The sequence below is a fragment of the Arthrobacter sp. NPDC056886 genome (genome assembly GCF_042788715.1).
Lineage (GTDB): Bacteria > Actinomycetota > Actinomycetes > Actinomycetales > Micrococcaceae > Arthrobacter.
The window spans coordinates 448,741-465,371 of the sequence record NZ_JBHUBT010000001.1; the positions used below are offsets into that span (position 1 = coordinate 448,741).

At 67.1% G+C, this 16,631-nt stretch carries 15 protein-coding genes; 12 read left to right on the plus strand and 3 right to left on the minus strand.

The genetic code is table 11. The annotated features are described in order from the left end of the window. The first annotated feature begins 23 nt into the window (after positions 1 to 23). The 10 genes from lysS (at position 24) to dhaM (ending at position 10,944) form a co-directional block, all read left to right on the plus strand. Positions 24 to 1,556 carry a lysine--tRNA ligase gene (gene lysS, locus ACFRJ8_RS02170; protein WP_377984502.1) on the plus strand — a complete coding sequence of 511 codons (1,533 nt, stop codon included), beginning with the start codon at positions 24 to 26 and terminating at the stop codon, positions 1,554 to 1,556. 2 nt (positions 1,557 to 1,558) lie between these two features. Next, positions 1,559 to 1,741, plus strand: coding sequence for a hypothetical protein (locus tag ACFRJ8_RS02175; RefSeq protein ID WP_277525310.1), 183 nt, complete (start codon positions 1,559 to 1,561; stop codon positions 1,739 to 1,741). Positions 1,742 to 1,895: 154 nt separating this feature from the next. Then, a complete protein-coding gene (locus ACFRJ8_RS02180) occupies positions 1,896 to 2,222 on the plus strand; it encodes an Lsr2 family protein (RefSeq protein ID WP_351385338.1) in 327 nt (108 codons plus the stop codon). A gap of 474 nt (positions 2,223 to 2,696) precedes the next feature. Beyond that, complete coding sequence (locus ACFRJ8_RS02185; RefSeq protein ID WP_377984503.1) at positions 2,697 to 5,189, plus strand: ATP-dependent Clp protease ATP-binding subunit; 2,493 nt, start codon at positions 2,697 to 2,699, stop codon at positions 5,187 to 5,189. A 155-nt stretch (positions 5,190 to 5,344) separates the two neighbouring features. After that, entirely contained in the window at positions 5,345 to 7,462 is a 2,118-nt protein-coding gene (locus ACFRJ8_RS02190) for a prolyl oligopeptidase family serine peptidase (RefSeq protein WP_377984504.1), read from the plus strand. A 61-nt stretch (positions 7,463 to 7,523) separates the two neighbouring features. After that, the gene (locus tag ACFRJ8_RS02195; RefSeq protein WP_377984505.1) at positions 7,524 to 8,033 is read left to right on the plus strand and encodes an amino-acid N-acetyltransferase; all 510 of its coding nucleotides are present in this window, start codon (positions 7,524 to 7,526) and stop codon (positions 8,031 to 8,033) included. Between the two features lie 204 nt (positions 8,034 to 8,237). Next, positions 8,238 to 8,483 (plus strand): hypothetical protein, encoded by a 246-nt coding sequence (locus tag ACFRJ8_RS02200; RefSeq protein ID WP_377984506.1) that lies wholly within the window; start codon positions 8,238 to 8,240, stop codon positions 8,481 to 8,483. A 162-nt stretch (positions 8,484 to 8,645) separates the two neighbouring features. Then, entirely contained in the window at positions 8,646 to 9,647 is a 1,002-nt protein-coding gene (gene dhaK, locus ACFRJ8_RS02205) for a dihydroxyacetone kinase subunit DhaK (protein ID WP_377984507.1), read from the plus strand. Between the two features lie 2 nt (positions 9,648 to 9,649). Next, positions 9,650 to 10,276 carry a dihydroxyacetone kinase subunit DhaL gene (gene dhaL / locus ACFRJ8_RS02210; RefSeq protein ID WP_377984508.1) on the plus strand — a complete coding sequence of 209 codons (627 nt, stop codon included), beginning with the start codon at positions 9,650 to 9,652 and terminating at the stop codon, positions 10,274 to 10,276. Continuing rightward, positions 10,273 to 10,944 carry a dihydroxyacetone kinase phosphoryl donor subunit DhaM gene (gene dhaM / locus ACFRJ8_RS02215; RefSeq protein ID WP_377984509.1) on the plus strand — a complete coding sequence of 224 codons (672 nt, stop codon included), beginning with the start codon at positions 10,273 to 10,275 and terminating at the stop codon, positions 10,942 to 10,944. The genes dhaL and dhaM overlap by 4 nt, the downstream gene beginning before the upstream one ends. 66 nt (positions 10,945 to 11,010) lie before the next feature. On the opposite strand, the gene ACFRJ8_RS02220 is transcribed toward dhaM, so the two are convergent. Both ACFRJ8_RS02220 and ACFRJ8_RS02225 read right to left on the minus strand, forming a co-directional pair. Next, complete coding sequence (locus ACFRJ8_RS02220; RefSeq protein ID WP_377984510.1) at positions 11,011 to 11,508, minus strand: hypothetical protein; 498 nt, start codon at positions 11,506 to 11,508, stop codon at positions 11,011 to 11,013. 16 nt (positions 11,509 to 11,524) lie between these two features. Next, positions 11,525 to 12,499: an A/G-specific adenine glycosylase gene (locus ACFRJ8_RS02225; RefSeq protein ID WP_377984511.1), complete on the minus strand. Its 975-nt coding sequence runs from the start codon at positions 12,497 to 12,499 to the stop codon at positions 11,525 to 11,527. Positions 12,500 to 12,636: 137 nt separating this feature from the next. Here ACFRJ8_RS02225 and ACFRJ8_RS02230 point away from each other — a divergent pair, with 137 nt between their 5' ends. After that, a complete protein-coding gene (locus tag ACFRJ8_RS02230; RefSeq protein WP_377984512.1) occupies positions 12,637 to 13,353 on the plus strand; it encodes a hypothetical protein in 717 nt (238 codons plus the stop codon). A gap of 159 nt (positions 13,354 to 13,512) precedes the next feature. Here ACFRJ8_RS02230 and disA read toward each other — a convergent pair whose 3' ends face one another. Beyond that, positions 13,513 to 14,589: a DNA integrity scanning diadenylate cyclase DisA gene (gene disA / locus ACFRJ8_RS02235; protein WP_018774911.1), complete on the minus strand. Its 1,077-nt coding sequence runs from the start codon at positions 14,587 to 14,589 to the stop codon at positions 13,513 to 13,515. Positions 14,590 to 14,920: 331 nt separating this feature from the next. Between disA and ACFRJ8_RS02240 the strand changes: the two genes are divergently transcribed. Beyond that, positions 14,921 to 16,534: a peptide chain release factor 3 gene (locus tag ACFRJ8_RS02240; protein WP_377984513.1), complete on the plus strand. Its 1,614-nt coding sequence runs from the start codon at positions 14,921 to 14,923 to the stop codon at positions 16,532 to 16,534. The last annotated feature ends 97 nt before the right edge of the window (positions 16,535 to 16,631 follow it).

A 16,631-nucleotide genomic window follows, 5' to 3' on the forward strand; every position in this document is an offset into this window, starting at 1 on the left:
AATCGACGGTAAACTTGGGGATTGTGACTTCCCAAAACACCCCCGCCCCGAACACCGCCGCCGAGCCGCACGATGCCAGCGAGCAGACCCGCATCCGCATGGAGAAGCGCGCCAAGCTGATTGAACGCGGCGTCGAGGCATATCCGGTGGGTGTCGAACGCACACACTCGCTCACGGAAATCCGCGAGAAATACGCCTACCTGCAGGCCGATGAAACCACCGGCGACACGGTCGGCGTGACCGGCCGCATTGTCTTCATCCGCAATACGGGCAAGCTCTGCTTCGCCACCCTCCAAGAGGGCGGTGTGGACGGCAAGGCCGTGCGGCTGCAGGTCATGCTGAGCCTGGCCAACATCGGTGAGGAGGCGCTCGCGGAGTGGAAGTCCCTCGTGGACCTCGGCGACCACGTCTTCGTCAAGGGCGAGGTCATCTCCTCGCGGCGCGGTGAGCTGTCCGTCATGGCGGATTCCTGGACCATGGCCTCGAAGGCGCTGCGCCCGCTGCCCGTGCTGCACGCCGACCTGAACGAAGAAACGCGCGTCCGCCAGCGCTACGTGGACCTCATTGTCCGCGACGAAGCCCGCGAGATGGTTTACACCCGCGCCGCGATCACCCGCTCCATCCGCGAAACCCTGCACCGCCAGGGCTACGTCGAGGTGGAAACCCCCATGCTGCAGCTGGTTCACGGCGGCGCCACGGCCCGTCCCTTCGAGACGCACATGAACGCCTTCGACCAGAAAATGACGCTGCGCATCGCCACCGAGCTCTACCTCAAGCGCACGGTGGTCGGCGGGATCGACCGCGTCTACGACATGGGCCGGGTCTTCCGCAACGAAGGGGTGGACTCCACGCACAGCCCCGAGTTCACCACCTTGGAGTCCTACGAGGCGTGGGCGGACCAGTTCGTCATGGCGGACCGGATCAAGGAGATCATCCTGGACGCCGCCGACGCCGCCGGTGTGGGCCGCGTGCTGCAGACCGAGGCCGGGGAGATCAACCTCGACGGCGACTGGACCTGGCTGGCGGTCTACCCGGGGCTGTCCGAATTCGTAGGCCAGGAAGTCACGCCGGACACCCCGGTTGCCGAACTGCTGGAACTGGCCGCCAAGCATGAGGTCAAGGTCGACGCCGGCTGGGACGCCGAGAAGCTCGTCGTCGAACTCTTCGGCGAACTGGTGGAGCCCACCCTGATCAACCCCACGTTCGTCTACGACTATCCGCCGTCCGCCCAGCCGCTGGCCCGCCAGCACCGCGAAGACGGCCGCCTGATCGAGGCCTGGGACCTCATCATCGGCGGCATGGAGCGGGGCACCGCGTTCTCCGAACTGATTGACCCGGTGATCCAGCGCGAACGCCTCACCGAACAGTCGCGCCGGTCCGCCGCGGGCGACGTGGAGGCTATGCAGCTGGACGAAGACTTCCTCCGTGCGCTCGAGTACGGCGCGCCGCCCATGGGCGGAATCGGCCTGGGCATCGACCGCCTCGTGATGCTCTTCACGGGCGCCGGCATCCGCGAAACGATCCTCTTCCCCCTGTTGAAGCCCGAAGGACACTGAACATGGACTATATCGCCGTATTGCTGCCCCCCATCGTGGTGGGCCTGCTTTTCTGGTTTGCCATGAAATCCATATTCAATGCCGATAAATCGGAGCGGCAGGCAGAAGCCCGCGCCCATGCAGAAGCGGAAGCCCGGGCGGAAGCGCAAAACCGGGAGCAGGATTCCGGGGCCCTCGGGGGCTAATTACCCAGAACGAAGTAATAGTTCCCTATTGCCGCCTGTGGTTTTCCTTTGAACAGAAGTTTTACGCTTTGACTCCCTGCTGTAACGCGGAGGATACTTATTCCAGATACATCCTGCTTTTCTTAACGCTCGATCTTTGGAAAGAGAGTCCTTTATGGCACAGAAAGTAAAAATCATCCTCGTTGATGATCTGGATGGGGGATCCGCGGACGAAACTGTCCGGTTTGGCCTTGACGGCGTCAGCTACGAAATTGACTTGTCGTCAAGCAATGCTTCAGAACTGCGCTCTGCTGTGGAGCGATTTGTGTCGCACGCACGCAAGACGTCAAGCGGACGCGCCACGCGCACGAAAGTTTCCAGCGGACGGAATCAGGACTCTGCCCAGATCCGTCAGTGGGCACGGGACAACGGCTATGCGGTAAACAGTCGGGGACGTATCCAGGCCGAAATTCAGGAAGCCTACCAAAAGGCGAATTCCTAGCCAGGGACTCGCTCAGAGCGGGGCAGTATCACGGGCCCGGGTTCATGAGACTTCAAGAGGCAATCAAGTCTCATCAAGTCATCAGGCCGCAATCACGTCGCAATGAAGTCGCAGTGCATTCGCGGTGAAGTCGCAATGACGCCGTCGTCAAATGCCAATGCCCCCGTTAAGTAGCGGGGGCATTGCCATGCCTACGCCGGCACGCCTGCCGGGCCGGACCCGCACCCGCTCCGCCATTAAGCGCCGGAAAGAGCCGCCCGGCCCGGCCGCTTGGCCGCCCGTAAGCGCCGGAAGGAGTCGTCTGGCCCCGCAGGTTGCCCCGCACGGGAAGCGTTACGGCCCCTCCCGCCCCCGCCGGAAGAGGCGTCCGGGCGGTGATGCGCAACCCTCCGGTTTCCCCTGTGGCGAACAAGCCCCAAATCTGGAACCGGGCCACGTAGCATCAAAGTACGTCGTAGCTAGGAGTGTGGCGAAATGTTTGAGCGATTTACGGACCGTGCCCGTCGCGTAGTTGTGCTTGCCCAAGAAGAGGCACGCATGCTGAACCACAATTACATTGGTACCGAACACATCCTCTTGGGTCTGATCCATGAGGGTGAAGGTGTTGCCGCCAAAGCCCTTGAATCCTTGAGCATTTCGCTCGACGGTGTCCGCGAGCAGGTCCAGGAGATCATCGGCCAGGGCCAACAGGCACCTTCCGGCCACATCCCCTTTACCCCTCGTGCCAAGAAGGTCCTGGAGCTCTCGCTCCGCGAGGCCCTGCAGCTGGGCCACAACTACATCGGTACCGAGCACATCCTCCTCGGCCTCATCCGGGAGGGCGAGGGCGTTGCCGCCCAGGTGCTCGTCAAGCTCGGCGCCGACCTGAACCGGGTCCGCCAGCAGGTCATCCAGCTGCTCTCGGGCTACCAGGGCAAGGAAACCACGGGCGCCGGCGTCGGCCCCGGGCAGGCCGAGGGTACCCCTGCGGGTTCCGTCGTCCTGGACCAGTTCGGCCGCAACCTCACCCAGGCGGCGCGCGAGAACAAACTGGACCCCGTGATCGGCCGCGAGCAGGAAATGGAACGCGTCATGCAGGTCCTTTCCCGGCGCACCAAGAACAACCCCGTGCTGATCGGTGAACCGGGCGTCGGCAAGACCGCCGTCGTCGAGGGCCTTGCCCAGGCGATCGTCCGTGGGGATGTCCCGGAAACCATCAAGGACAAGCAGCTGTACACGCTGGACCTCGGGTCCCTCGTGGCCGGCTCCCGCTACCGCGGTGACTTCGAAGAGCGCCTGAAGAAGGTCCTCAAGGAGATCCGCACCCGCGGCGACATCATCTTGTTCATCGATGAGATCCACACCCTGGTGGGTGCCGGAGCCGCCGAAGGCGCCATCGATGCGGCCTCGATTCTGAAGCCCATGCTGGCCCGCGGCGAACTCCAGACCATCGGTGCCACCACGCTGGACGAATACCGCAAGCACATCGAGAAGGATGCCGCGCTGGAGCGCCGCTTCCAGCCGATCCAGGTCAAGGAACCCTCCGTTGCGCACGCGATCGAGATCCTGAAGGGCCTCCGCGACCGGTATGAGGCACACCACCGCGTCACCATCACCGACGGCGCCCTCGCCTCGGCGGCTAGCCTCTCCGAGCGGTACATCTCGGACCGTTTCCTGCCGGACAAGGCGATCGACCTGATCGACGAGGCCGGCGCGCGGCTGCGCATCCGCCGCATGACCGCGCCGCCCGAGCTCAAGGTCATGGACGAGAAGATCGCCGCCATGAAGCTGGAGAAGGAATCCGCGATCGACGCGCAGGACTTCGAAGGCGCCGCATCGCTGCGCGACAAGGAGCAGAAGCTCATTGCCGAGCGCGCCGAGAAGGAACGCCAGTGGAAGACCGGCGGCATGGACGACATCTCCGAAGTTGATGAGGACCTCATCGCCGAAGTGCTGGCGAACTCCACCGGCATCCCGGTCTTCAAGCTGACCGAGGAAGAGTCCTCGCGCCTGCTGAAGATGGAAGACGAACTCCACAAGCGCGTTGTCGGCCAGGACGAGGCCATCCGGGCCCTGTCCCAGGCGATCCGGCGCACGCGTGCAGGCCTCAAGGACCCCAAGCGTCCGGGCGGCTCGTTCATCTTCGCCGGCCCCACCGGCGTCGGCAAGACCGAACTGGCCAAGGCCCTCGCCGAGTTCCTGTTCGGCGAAGAGGACGCGCTGATCACCCTGGACATGTCCGAGTACTCGGAGAAGCACACGGTTTCGCGGCTCTTCGGCGCCCCTCCGGGCTACGTGGGCTACGAGGAGGGCGGCCAGCTGACCGAGAAGGTCCGCCGTCGTCCGTTCTCCGTGGTCCTGTTCGACGAAGTGGAGAAGGCGCACGCCGATCTCTTCAACTCGCTGCTGCAGATCCTGGAAGACGGCCGCCTGACTGACTCCCAGGGCCGCGTGGTGGACTTCAAGAACACCGTGATCATCATGACCACGAACCTCGGCACCCGGGACATCTCCAAGAGTGTCGCCACCGGCTTCCAGTCCGGCACGGACACGCAGACCGGCTACAACCGGATGCGCGCCCGGGTCACGGAGGAGCTCAAGCAGCACTTCCGCCCCGAGTTCCTGAACCGTGTTGACGATGTTGTGGTCTTCCCGCAGCTGACCCAGGACGAGATCATCGAGATCGTGGACATGTTCGTCGGCCGCCTCGAGAAGCGCCTCAAGGACAAGGACATGGGCATCGAGCTCACGTCCGCGGCCAAGGTGCTCCTGGCGACCCGCGGCTACGACCCCGCCATGGGTGCCCGGCCGCTGCGCCGCACCATCCAGCGCGAGATCGAGGACCAGCTCTCCGAGAAGATCCTCTTCGGCGAACTGCACTCCGGCGACATCGTGGTGGTGGATGTGGAAGGCGAAGGCGACAACGCGAAGTTCACCTTCGCCGGCAACGCCAAGCCGCGCATCCCGGAGATCGCTCCGAGCGTCTAGGCATCACGACCAAGGCCCCGCTGTCCCGAAAGGGACGGCGGGGCCTTTGCGTTTGCCCCCGGCATCCAGCTCGGCGACCCTCCGTATCTGAAAGCAGTGTTTCACTCTCAGTGAACTTCCTGTGATCGATGCCACATACGGTGTTGAATCGGTGCATGGCTGCCAAGGACTCAGAGACCCTGAGCGAACAACCCGAGACCCCCTTCCACGATCTGGACTATTACCTCGCCATCCCCAAAGTGAGCGGTTTGACGCTGAGCCCGGATGGGACCCGCCTGGTCACTACCGTGGCGACACTCGGCGCGAAGGGCACGGAATACTGCACTGCGCTGTGGGAGGTGGACCCGGGCGGGGTCAAACAGGCCCGCCGGATCACGCGCAGCGCCAAAGGCGAGGCGGGTGCGGTGTTCGCCGCCAACGGCGACCTCTACTTCACCTCTGCCCGCCCCGATCCCGAGAGCCCCGAGGCTGACCCCGTCAGCGCCCTCTGGATCCTCCCGTCCGACGGCGGCGAAGCCCGGGTGGCGCTGTCCCGCGCCGGCGGAATCGGCGGGGTCCATGCCGCCAAGGACGCCGACACCGTGGTGGTCGCGGCCTCGGTGCTGGCTGGCTCCACGGACGAGGAAAATGACGAGGAACGCCGCAAGGCGCGCAAGGACAACAAGGTCGCGGCCATTCTGCACAGCGGCTACCCCGTCCGCTACTGGGACGCGGACCTGGGTCCGGGGCAGCCGCGGCTGTTCGCCGTCGAATCCGGTGGGCCGCTGGAGGCCGGCAAGCCGACCACCGTCGACGCCGCGCCGCCACTGAAGCTCCGCAACCTGACGCCCGACGCCGGCACCCGGCTCAGAGACACCGAATCGGTGGTCAGCCCCGACGGCACGATGATTTATAGCAGCTTCGCCAAGCCCCTCGCGAATGCCGATTCACGTTACGTGCTGGTCGGCATCGATGTCGCCACCGGCACCCGGACGGTTCTGATGGACACGGAAGGCCTGAGCTACTTCCCGGGCCCGGTCAGTCCGGACGGCCGGAGCCTGGTGGTGCTCAGTGAAAGCGACACCACGCCGCTGGAGGCCCCGCGGGTCTTGCTGCACCTCCTCGACGTCGCCGGCCCGGCAGCAGGGGCGGATGCGCTGACGCCGCTCGCCCACGACTGGGACCGCTGGGCCCGCCCGGCAGCGTGGCTGCCGGACGGATCGGCGCTGCTGGTCACCGCCGACGAGGACGGCGCCTCGCCGGTGTTCCGGATCGGTGCCGCCGGGGACCAGGCTGGCCAGGTGCTCCGCCTGACGGACGACGCCGCCGCGTACACCGACGTCGTCGTCGCGCCGGACGGACGCAGCGCCTACGCCCTGCGCAGCTCCTACGAATTCCCCGCCGAACCTGTACGGATCGACCTCGCCGACCGCGGCGTCGTCCGCCTGCCCTCGCCCGCGGAGCGCCCCCACTTCAAGGGAACGCTGGAGCGCGTGGAGACGACGGCGTCCGACGGCGCCCGTGTGCCCGCGTACCTGGCCCTGCCCGAGGGCGCGTCTGCCGCGAGCCCGGCCCCGCTGCTGCTCTGGATCCACGGCGGCCCGCTGGGCTCATGGAACGCCTGGACCTGGCGCTGGAACCCGTGGCTGTTGGTGGCCCGCGGGTACGCGGTGCTGCTCCCGGACCCTGCCCTCTCCACCGGCTACGGCCAGGAGCACATCCAGCGCGGCTGGGGGGAATGGGGCAAGGCTCCATTCACGGACCTGATGGCCATTACCGACGCCGTCGTGCAGCGCCCGGACATCGACGAGACGCGCACCGCCGCCATGGGCGGCTCCTTCGGCGGATACATGGCCAACTGGGTGGCCGGCCACACGGACCGCTTCAAGGCAATAGTTACGCACGCCAGCCTCTGGGCCCTCGACCAGTTCGGTCCCACCACGGACGCCGCGCAGTACTGGCTCAAGGAGATGACCGCCGAGATGGCGCTGGAGAACTCCCCGCATCTGCACGTGGAAAACATCCGGACTCCCATGCTGGTCATCCACGGCGACAAGGACTACCGCGTGCCGATCGGCGAGGGGCTCCGGCTCTGGTACGAACTGCTTGCCAAGTCACAGCTGGCGGCCGACGCGAACGGCGAAACGAACCACCGTTTCCTGTACTTCCCGGACGAGAACCACTGGATCCTGCAGCCGCAGCACGCCAAGGTCTGGTACGGCGTGGTGGAGCACTTCCTGGCCCGGAACCTGCTGGACAAGGACATTCCTGTCCCCGACGAACTGGGTCTCTGACAGGGCGGCCCCGGGCCCGTCCGCGAGCCGGCCCGGCCCGGGGCCCCCGTAGGATTGGGCTGTGACTGACTCGATCCGCATCCGCCCTGCCCGTACCAGCGACGTTGGCGCCATCAAGACGCTCGTGGCGCCGCTGGCCGACCAGCGGATCCTCATGGCCAAAGAAACCGTGGCCTACTACGAGAGCCTGCAGGAATTCCGGATCGCCGAAACGGAAGACGGCGAGGTGATCGGCTGCGGAGCGCTGCACGTCATGTGGGAGGACCTGGCCGAGGTGCGCACCCTCGCGGCCTCGGACGCCTGGCGCGGCAAGGGCGTGGGCCACGTGCTGGTGGAGCGTCTGCTGGAGGATGCCCGCGCGCTGGGCGTCTCGCGCGTCTTCTGCCTGACGTTCGAAGTGGATTTCTTCAAGAAGCACGGCTTTGAGGTCATGGCTGACCAGACCGCCGTCGACCCCGTGGTGTATTCCGAGCTCCTGCGCTCGCATGACGAAGGCGTGGCCGAGTTCCTGGACCTGGCGCGGGTCAAGCCGAACACGCTGGGCAACACCAGGATGATCAAAGAGCTGTAGCGCCCGCCGGCTGCGCCCGGTCCGGGGGCGGCCGGCGGGTTCCGGCCCGCACCGGCAGCGGCCAGGACTTCCCCGCCCGCCCGGGGCTTCCCTTCAATAAATTTGGTGGATAAACTGATCCCGGTCCAGGGGGTGGGCCGCCATACTTTCGGAGGCAGAAAATTGCATAAAGCCGTGATTTTTCCCGATTTCTCAGCTTTCCAAATGACAATCGCCAGCGCTCCGGCAGTGCCGCCGGTCCAGCCGCTGGAAGCGCCACCGGCAGAATCCACCAACCGCTCGTCGCCCGGCACGGCTATTCCCGTGGCCGGACAAAACGCTGGGCCGGCCGCGGCAGGGCCGCCGGCCACGTCCCGCACCCGTATTGGCCGGCTCGCCGCGCCGCCGTTCTCCTGGCTGGGCGTCGACGCCTGGCCGCACTTCCCGGCGTGGGCCGACAAACAAGCCTGAAGCATCCGCAGGACCAGGGAACGCACCGCAACAATCCGCCGGTCCGGGATTTCCGGCCCCGCCAGGGAGCCCCGGGCAGAGGGAATCGGGAGCCTACCGCCGGCCGTGCCCCGGTAGTAGGGTCTAAGCAAGCAGCCAGGACACCATCCAGGGAGCACCGCCATGAAGAAACTCATCAATGATCCCAAAGCCGTGGTCGACGAGTCAGTGGAAGGGTTCGGGCTTGCACACGCCGACCTCGTGACCGTTTTTCCGGACCCGAAATACATCGTGCGGAAGGACGCCCCGGTGGCAGGGAAAGTCGGACTCGTCTCCGGCGGCGGCAGCGGACATGAGCCCCTGCACGGCGGGTACGTGGGCCTGGGCATGCTCGACGCCGCCGTTCCGGGCGCCGTGTTCACCTCGCCCACCCCGGACCAGATCCTGCCGGCAACGCTCGCCGTGAACTCCGGCGCCGGCGTCGTACACATCGTGAAGAACTACACCGGCGACGTCCTGAACTTCGAGACCGCCGCCGAACTCGCGCAGGCCGAAGGCGTTGAGGTCCGCACGGTACTGGTCAACGACGACGTCGCCGTGCAGGATTCGCTGTACACGGCCGGCCGCCGGGGCGTTGGCGGAACGGTCCTGGTCGAGAAGATCGCCGGTGCGGCCGCCGAACGCGGCGACAACCTGGACGCCGTCGCCGCGATCGGTGACCGCGTCAACCAGAACGTGCGCAGCATGGGCGTGGCGTTGTCCGCCTGCACCGTTCCGCACGCGGGGGTCCCCAGCTTTGATCTCGAGGAAAACGAGATCGAGATCGGGATCGGCATCCACGGCGAGCCGGGCCGGCAGAAAATTCCCATGGAAAACGCCGACGGCATCACCGACCGCCTCCTGGACCCGGTGGCCAGCGACCTCGGACTTAGCTCCGGGGACCAGGTTCTCCTGTTCGTCAACGGCATGGGGGGCACCCCGGCCAGCGAGCTGTACATCGTGTACCGCCGGGCCGCGCAGAAACTGGCCGAGCAAGGCGTCACCGTGGCACGGTCCCTGGTGGGCAATTACATAACCTCCCTGGAGATGCAGGGCTGCTCCATCACTGTCCTGCGCCTCGACGATGAAATGGCGACACTCTGGGACGCTCCCGTGCACACTCCTGCCCTCCGCTGGGGCGTCTGACCGTGGGGCTGGACGTCGGCTGGGCCGTGCGCTGGCTGACCCTTTCAGCACAGGCCATGGCGGAACACCGGGTGGAGCTAATCGAGCTGGACCGGCCCATCGGGGACTCGGACCACGGCGAGAACATGGACCGCGGCTTCAAGGCCGTGATGGACAAGCTTTCCGAGGCGCCGCCGGAAACCCCGGGGGCGGCCCTGAAACTGACGGCCATGACGCTGATGTCCAAGGTGGGCGGCGCGGCCGGCCCGCTGTACGGCACAGCGTTCCTGCGGGCCGCCACGGCACTCGGTGACACCTCCGACGTCGACGCCGCCACCCTGGCTGCCGCGCTGCAGGCCGCCCGCGACGGGATCGTCGTCCGCGGAAAGGCCGAGCCGGGGGACAAAACGATGGTGGACGCCTGGACGCCCGCGATCGAGGCAGCCGCTGCCGCGGCTGGCGACGGCGACGTCCGGAAGGTGCTGCTCGCCGCGGCGGAGGCCGCCGAAGCCGGCGCAGTGTCCACCGATCCGATGCTCGCCCGCAAGGGCCGCGCCAGCTATCTGGGGGAGCGCAGCATCGGCCACCGCGACCCCGGAGCCGTCTCCAGCGCACTGATCCTGCGCGCCGCGGCCGGAGCGACCGAATGACAGTCCGGCTGGTGGTGGTCTCGCACAGCGCCAAGATCGCCGACGGCGCCGCCGAGCTCGCCGCCCAGATGGCCCCTGATGTCCTGATCCTCCCCGCCGGTGGCACCGACGACGGCCGCATCGGCACGAGCCTGGAGAAGGTCATGGCGGCGCTGGAGCAGGCCGCCGGTGACGGGGTGGTGGTGCTCGCCGACCTCGGATCGGCGGTGATGACGGCCGAGTCCGCAGCGGAGTTCGCAGCCGATCCGGAATCCGTGCTGCTCGCGGACGCGCCCCTGGTGGAAGGACTGGTGGCGGCAGCGGTGGCTGCCCAGGCCGGAGCCGAAGCGGCTGCGGTGAAGGACGCAGCCGAGGCCGTCTACCGGCCCCCGGCCCACCCCGCGGAGGCCGAGCATGTGCACCAACAGCCGCCGGACGCCACAGGGGACTTCGAGCTCGTCAACCAGGCCGGCATGCACGCCCGGCCGGCGGCGAAGATAGCCGGCGGCCTGTCCGCCATGGACGCGGACGTGACCGTCAACGGCGCCGATGGCGCCTCCATGACGGAGCTCATGATGCTTGCCGCCGGCAAGGGAACCATCCTGCATGTGGAAGCCAGCGGCCCGGACGCCGCCAAAGCGGTCGGCTACCTGGAGCGCCTGGTCGGCTCGGGGTTCGGGGAACCGTAGGCGGGGCCCGAATTTTCGAAGCCAGTCCGGAGGGGCGGGCCTCGCGTGACTGGCAGGCGGCCGGGGCTAGGGTGCCTGCCGGAGGCCGGCCGCGTCCAGCACCACGCCGGCCGTGATGAAGGTTCCGCACTGCTCGCCAAACGGCTGGGCCGACCGGGGTGTGAAGGCCGCGGTCCGTGCCGGCAGCGGGTTGCCGGCGCTATCCGTGCCCGTGGCCGTCACCTCCATGCGGCTGGCCGTCAGCGTCTCCATCATCAGCATGCCGGTCAGGGTGCCGTCGGGCGAAGAAGTGGCTGAGCAGACGCCGTCGCCGCCGTAGCGAACCGGTTCACAGCCCTGGTCCACGGCCGTGCTCCCGGGCACGAGTTCCAGGTCCGCTTCCTTGCAACGCCCGTCCTGGCAGGCCCGTAGGTGGATGGCCCGCACTGAGGGGGCATACTCCCGGGCGACGGTGAAGACCAGAACAGGCGCCTGGCCGATCGCCGGGCAGGCGGCCTCCGCCCGACACGAGGCTACCAGGACGGCAGTGAGGGCCAGAGCGGCCGCGGCCGCCAGCTTGCGCATGCTTCAGCGTAGATGCTCAGCCCGGAAGCCGGAAGCCGCCCTGGTGCTGTTCCGCGAGGCCATCGTCCAGCAGGCCGGCCAGTGCCCGCTCCAGCTGCTCGGGAGCGGCGTTGAGCCGGTGCAGGGCCGCGAGCGGGATCCCGATTCCCTGCGGTTCGAAGCCCAGGTCCGCGGCAGCCTGATGGAACAGTACCGGCGCCACGGGATCCTCGGCTACCCGCAGGACGGCCATTACGGCGCCGCGGACCTGGCGGTCTGTGCCGTGCCAGGCCTGTCCCTTGGGCGTGTACGTTGGCGCCGGCTCCCCGGCCGCCAGCCAGGCGCAGGACTCCCTGACAGGGCACTGGCCGCACTTGGGGGCACGCGCCGTGCAGACCAGGGCGCCGAGTTCCATGACTGAGGCGTTCCAGCGCACCGAGGCGCCGTCGTCGTCGGGGAGCAGGGACGCCGCCAGCCGCATTTCGGCAGCGGTCAGGGCCTGCGCCGGCAGGGCAGAACCGGAGACCAGCCGGGCGTGGACCCGGCGGATGTTGGTGTCCACCACCGTTTCCCGGCGTCCATAGGCGAACGCCGCGACGGCCGCGGCCGTGTAGCTGCCCACGCCGGGGAGATCCAAGAGCTCGGTGTAGGCGCCAGGGACGGTCCCGCCGTGGCTGTCCCTGATGGCGACGGCGGCCGCATGCAGGCGCAGGGCGCGCCGGGGATACCCCAGCCGGCCCCAGGACCGGACGGCTTCCCCGGCGGGTTCGTTGGCCAGCGCGGACGGTTCCGGCCAGCGGCGCAGCCACTCCTCCCAAACCGGCAGGACCCGGACCACCGGCGTCTGCTGGAGCATGACCTCGCTAACCAGCACGCCCCAGGGGGTGCACTCCGCGGCCCGCCACGGCAGTTCCCTCGCATTAAGTGCGAACCAGTCGTCCAGGGCGGCATGGAGCGCGGGAAGATCCGCGGCGCGCGCGCCCTGCCCGGCGGGCAGGGGCTCCCGCTGCATCGCGGCGGATACTGGGGACGTTGGGGTTAAAGTTTCGATCCATTCAGCGTAATAGATCGGGGCAACGGATCGGGACGGCGGCAGGTCCTGCGGCGTGGTCGTGCGGCATAGCCCGCGCGGTTCTCTAGGCTAGAAGAATGGTCAGGCAAGGCAATTCAGGAACGGGTGGTTCGCGGCCGAAAGGTTCGCCCCCAGGACGATCCGGGCGGAAATCCGGGCGGCCCCCGCTCCGCCCGGTGTACCGCCGCCGCCGGCTGATTGCCGGCGTGGTCCTGCTGCTCGTTCTCGCCGTGGCTTTCGGCGGCTTCGTCGCCCTCTCGAGCGCCATGAGTGGGGGCCAGCCATCCGGCGGCGGCCAGCCTTCAGGGGCCGCAGCGCCGGCGGGCCAGCCGACTGCGTCCGCCTCGGTGAGCCGTACGGCGTCCGGGGATCCCTCGGCCTCACCCACGGCCACCTCGGGCGATGGCTGCGAGCAGAATCTGGTGGCCGTTACGGCTGCCACCGACAAACAGTTCTATGCCGCCGGTGAGAAGCCGCTGCTAAGCCTCACGGTGACCAACAACAACAAGGTGCCCTGCGAGGTCAACATCGGCACATCGCAGATGGAGTACATGATCACCAGCGGCTCGGACCGGATCTTCTCCTCCAAGGACTGCCAGGCGGAGAGCACGGACCTGACGAAAACCATTGCTCCGGGCAAGAGCGAGACAGCGAACTTCCCGTGGCAGCGCAACCGCACGGTGCAGGGCTGCGAACCCGTCGACGCCAAGCCCGGAGCCGGCGGCGCCTACTATGTCTTCACCGCCCGGCTGGCGAACAAAACCAGCCCCAAGGCCGTGTTCCAACTCAACTAATCCCCGGAATCCCCACTAAACCCCGTCGATTGCTCCGTAAGTGCCCTTTTGGGCGCTCAAAAGGGCACCTACGGAGCAATCGACGGGGATTCCCTGGCCGAGATTGCGGGACGAGGGGGTTGGTGGGAGCAATCGAGGGGTGTTGGAGGGGGTGGAGGGCTAGAGGAACCGGTCCAGCAGGCTGGCCTCGGCCATGCGGCTCAGTCCTTCCCTGACGGTCCTGGCGCGCTGGTCACCGATCCCGTCCACGGTCATGAGGTCATCGATGGTAGCCGCCATCAGGAACTGCAGACCGCCAAAGTGGTCCACGAGCCGGTCGGCGACGGCCTTGGGCACGGCCTTGAGGCCGGAGAGCAGGCGGTAGCCGCGCGGCTGCACGACGGCGTCGAGGTTGGCCTCGCCGCCGGCGAAGCCAACGATTCCGGCGATCTTGCCTAGATCGATCAGCTCGGTTGGGCCCAGGCTGACGAGGGCCTTGACGGCTTTGTCGATGTCCTCCGCGGTTGCGGCCGGGCCGGAGTAGTCGCGGATGATGACGTCGCTCCCTGGGCCGCGGCCCACGGTGAGCTCGTCCAGCTGCAGTGAGAGCAGGCGGCCGTCCTCACCCAGTTCCAGGACATACTGGGAGATCTCCTCGGAGATCCTGCGCACCATTTCCTGGCGCTGAAGCGTGACGGCGACGTCGCGGACCGTCACCATGGCCTCGATTTCCAGGGCGGAAAGTGAGCTGGTCACCTGGTCCAGGCGCGAGCGGTAGCGTTCGAGGGTTGCCAGGGCCTGGTTGGCGCGGGCCAGGACCTTCTCCGAGCCCTCCAGGACGTGACGCAGCCCGTGCACGTACAGCGCGATGATCTGCATCGACTGGCTGACCGAAATCACCGGGACGCCCGTCTGGATGGCCACGCGTTCCGCGGTCCGGTGCCGGGTTCCCGATTCCTGCGTTTCGATGCTCGAGTCCGGGACGAGCTGGACCGCCGCGCGCAGGATGTTGCTGGCATCCTTATCGCAGACGATGGCACCGTCCATCTTCGCCAGTTCCCTCAGCCGGGTGGGGGAGAAGTCGATGCCGATTTCGAAGCCGCCCGAACAGATGGACTCGATGGTCCTGTCGATGCCCAGCACGATCAGCGCGCCGGTTCTTCCGCGGAGGATGCGTTCCAGGCCGTCGCGGAGGGCGGTGCCCGGTGCAACCCTGGCCAGGGTAGCCTTCAGCGCATCTTCAGGGCTCCGAGCCATAGATTTCCCTTCAAAGGTGCAGGCGAGAGCCCACAAGTGCGCCGGTTTCCAGGGTCCCCCGGCAGGATCAAAAGTACTCAGTTCCCCGCTCTCCCCATGATAGGGGCAAAGCACAGCTACTTCCGCACAGGCAAGCCTTAAAGTGGTCCATTGCGATGTGCCGCCGGGCGCCTCCAGAACGGCTATTCCGGGTGCCGCCGGGGAAGGCATTTTGGGGCCGAATGGCCGCCGCTTCGTGCACGGTGCGTGGCCTGCGATAAACTTGGATCCTTGGGTGTACCGCGGGCTCTCCGCGCCGTGACCCGTCCACAGCCGCAGCGAAAGTAGCATCGTGTCTCAAGAAGTCCTCAGCCCCGCCCGAGTCCAGGAGATTCACAAGCAGGCGGCCCGGCGCCGGACTTTCGCGGTCATTTCGCACCCCGACGCCGGCAAATCCACCCTGACGGAGGCCCTGGCGCTGCACGCAAAGGTGATCGGCACTGCCGGCGCCTCCAGCGGCAAGGCCAACCGCAAGGAGACGGTCTCGGACTGGATGCAGATGGAAAAGGACCGCGGCATCTCCATCAGCTCCGCCGCGCTGCAGTTCGGCTACCGGGACACCGTCATCAACCTGCTGGACACGCCAGGCCACGCGGACTTCTCCGAGGACACCTACCGCGTGCTCGCAGCTGTGGACTGCGCCGTCATGCTGGTCGACGCCGCGAAGGGCCTGGAAACCCAGACCATGAAACTCTTCGAGGTCTGCAAGCAGCGCAACCTGCCCATCATCACGGTGATCAACAAGTGGGACCGGCCCGGCCTGGACGCCTTGGCCCTCATGGACGAGATCACCGAGCGCACCGGCCTGCAGCCCATGCCGCTGACCTGGGCCGTGGGCATCTCCGGCGACTTCCGCGGCGTCTGGGATCTGCGCAATGACCGCTTCGCGCAGTTCAAACGCAACAACTCCGGCGCCAACATCGCCCTCACCGAGTACTTCACCCCGGATGAGGCCGCGGCCAGCCAGGGCGAGGACTGGTCCAATGCCGTGGACGAGGCCGGGCTGGTCATTGAATCCAACCTGGCGTTCGACGTCGAGGCCTTCCACGCCGGCAAGGCGACGCCTGTCCTCTTCAGCTCGGCCGCGCTGAACTTCGGTGTGAAGGAAATCCTCGACGCCCTCGTCGACTTTGCCCCGCCCGCCGCACCGCGGCCCGACGTCGAGGGTGAGCCCCGCCCGGTCGATGCCCCGTTCGCCGGATTTGTCTTCAAGGTCCAGGCCGGCATGAACAAGGCCCACCGCGACCACGTTGCCTTCATCCGGGTCTGCTCCGGCATGTTCGAGCGCGGCATGGTGGTCACCCAGACCCGGACAGGGAAATCCTTCGCCACCAAGTACGCCCAGCAGGTCTTCGGCCGCGAACGCGAGGTGATCGACGAGGCCTTCCCGGGCGACGTAGTTGGCCTCGTGAACGCCTCCTCCCTGCGCGTGGGGGACAGCCTGTTCCTGGACCAGCCCGTGGAGTTCCCCGCGATCCCGCTGTTCGCCCCGGAACACTTCCAGGTGGCGCGTTCCAAGGACCCGAGCCGGTTCAAGCAGTTCCGCCGCGGCATCGAACAACTCGAGCACGAGGGCGTCATTCAGGTGCTCCGCTCCGACATCCGCGGTGACCAGGCGCCCGTCCTTGCCGCCGTCGGCCCGATGCAGTTCGAAGTGGTCGAAGACCGCATGGCGCACGACTTCAGCGCCCCGATGCGGCTGGAACGCCTCCCGTATTCCATGGCCCGGATCTCGACCGTCGACGCCATGCCGGCACTGGCCAACGTCCCCGGGGCTGAAGTCCTGCTGCGCTCCGACGGGGAATACCTGGCCCTGTTCAATGACGTCTGGGCCCTGCGCCGGATCGAAAAGAACCATCCAGACCTCACGCTGGTGCCGATCGGGACCCACAACCCCGCAAAATAGCGGATCACCCGTGACCGGGGAACATTCAGGAAAGTGTGCCCCGAGGCTTCCCTAGTCCAGGATCCGGGTTATCATAAGTAAGCTTGCTTATGATGCG

Excerpts from the sequence above, each read along its gene's own strand:
- ACFRJ8_RS02175 (WP_277525310.1), top strand. The coding sequence starts at position 1,559 with ATGGACTATATCGCCGTATTGCTGCCCCCCATCGTGGTGGGCCTGCTT.
- ACFRJ8_RS02180 (WP_351385338.1), top strand. The coding sequence starts at position 1,896 with ATGGCACAGAAAGTAAAAATCATCCTCGTTGATGATCTGGATGGGGGA.
- ACFRJ8_RS02185 (WP_377984503.1), top strand. The coding sequence starts at position 2,697 with ATGTTTGAGCGATTTACGGACCGTGCCCGTCGCGTAGTTGTGCTTGCC.
- ACFRJ8_RS02190 (WP_377984504.1), top strand. The coding sequence starts at position 5,345 with ATGGCTGCCAAGGACTCAGAGACCCTGAGCGAACAACCCGAGACCCCC.
- ACFRJ8_RS02200 (WP_377984506.1), top strand. The coding sequence starts at position 8,238 with ATGACAATCGCCAGCGCTCCGGCAGTGCCGCCGGTCCAGCCGCTGGAA.
- dhaK (WP_377984507.1), top strand. The coding sequence starts at position 8,646 with ATGAAGAAACTCATCAATGATCCCAAAGCCGTGGTCGACGAGTCAGTG.
- dhaM (WP_377984509.1), top strand. The coding sequence starts at position 10,273 with ATGACAGTCCGGCTGGTGGTGGTCTCGCACAGCGCCAAGATCGCCGAC.
- ACFRJ8_RS02220 (WP_377984510.1), bottom strand. The coding sequence starts at position 11,508 with ATGCGCAAGCTGGCGGCCGCGGCCGCTCTGGCCCTCACTGCCGTCCTG.
- ACFRJ8_RS02225 (WP_377984511.1), bottom strand. The coding sequence starts at position 12,499 with ATGCAGCGGGAGCCCCTGCCCGCCGGGCAGGGCGCGCGCGCCGCGGAT.
- ACFRJ8_RS02230 (WP_377984512.1), top strand. The coding sequence starts at position 12,637 with ATGGTCAGGCAAGGCAATTCAGGAACGGGTGGTTCGCGGCCGAAAGGT.
- disA (WP_018774911.1), bottom strand. The coding sequence starts at position 14,589 with ATGGCTCGGAGCCCTGAAGATGCGCTGAAGGCTACCCTGGCCAGGGTT.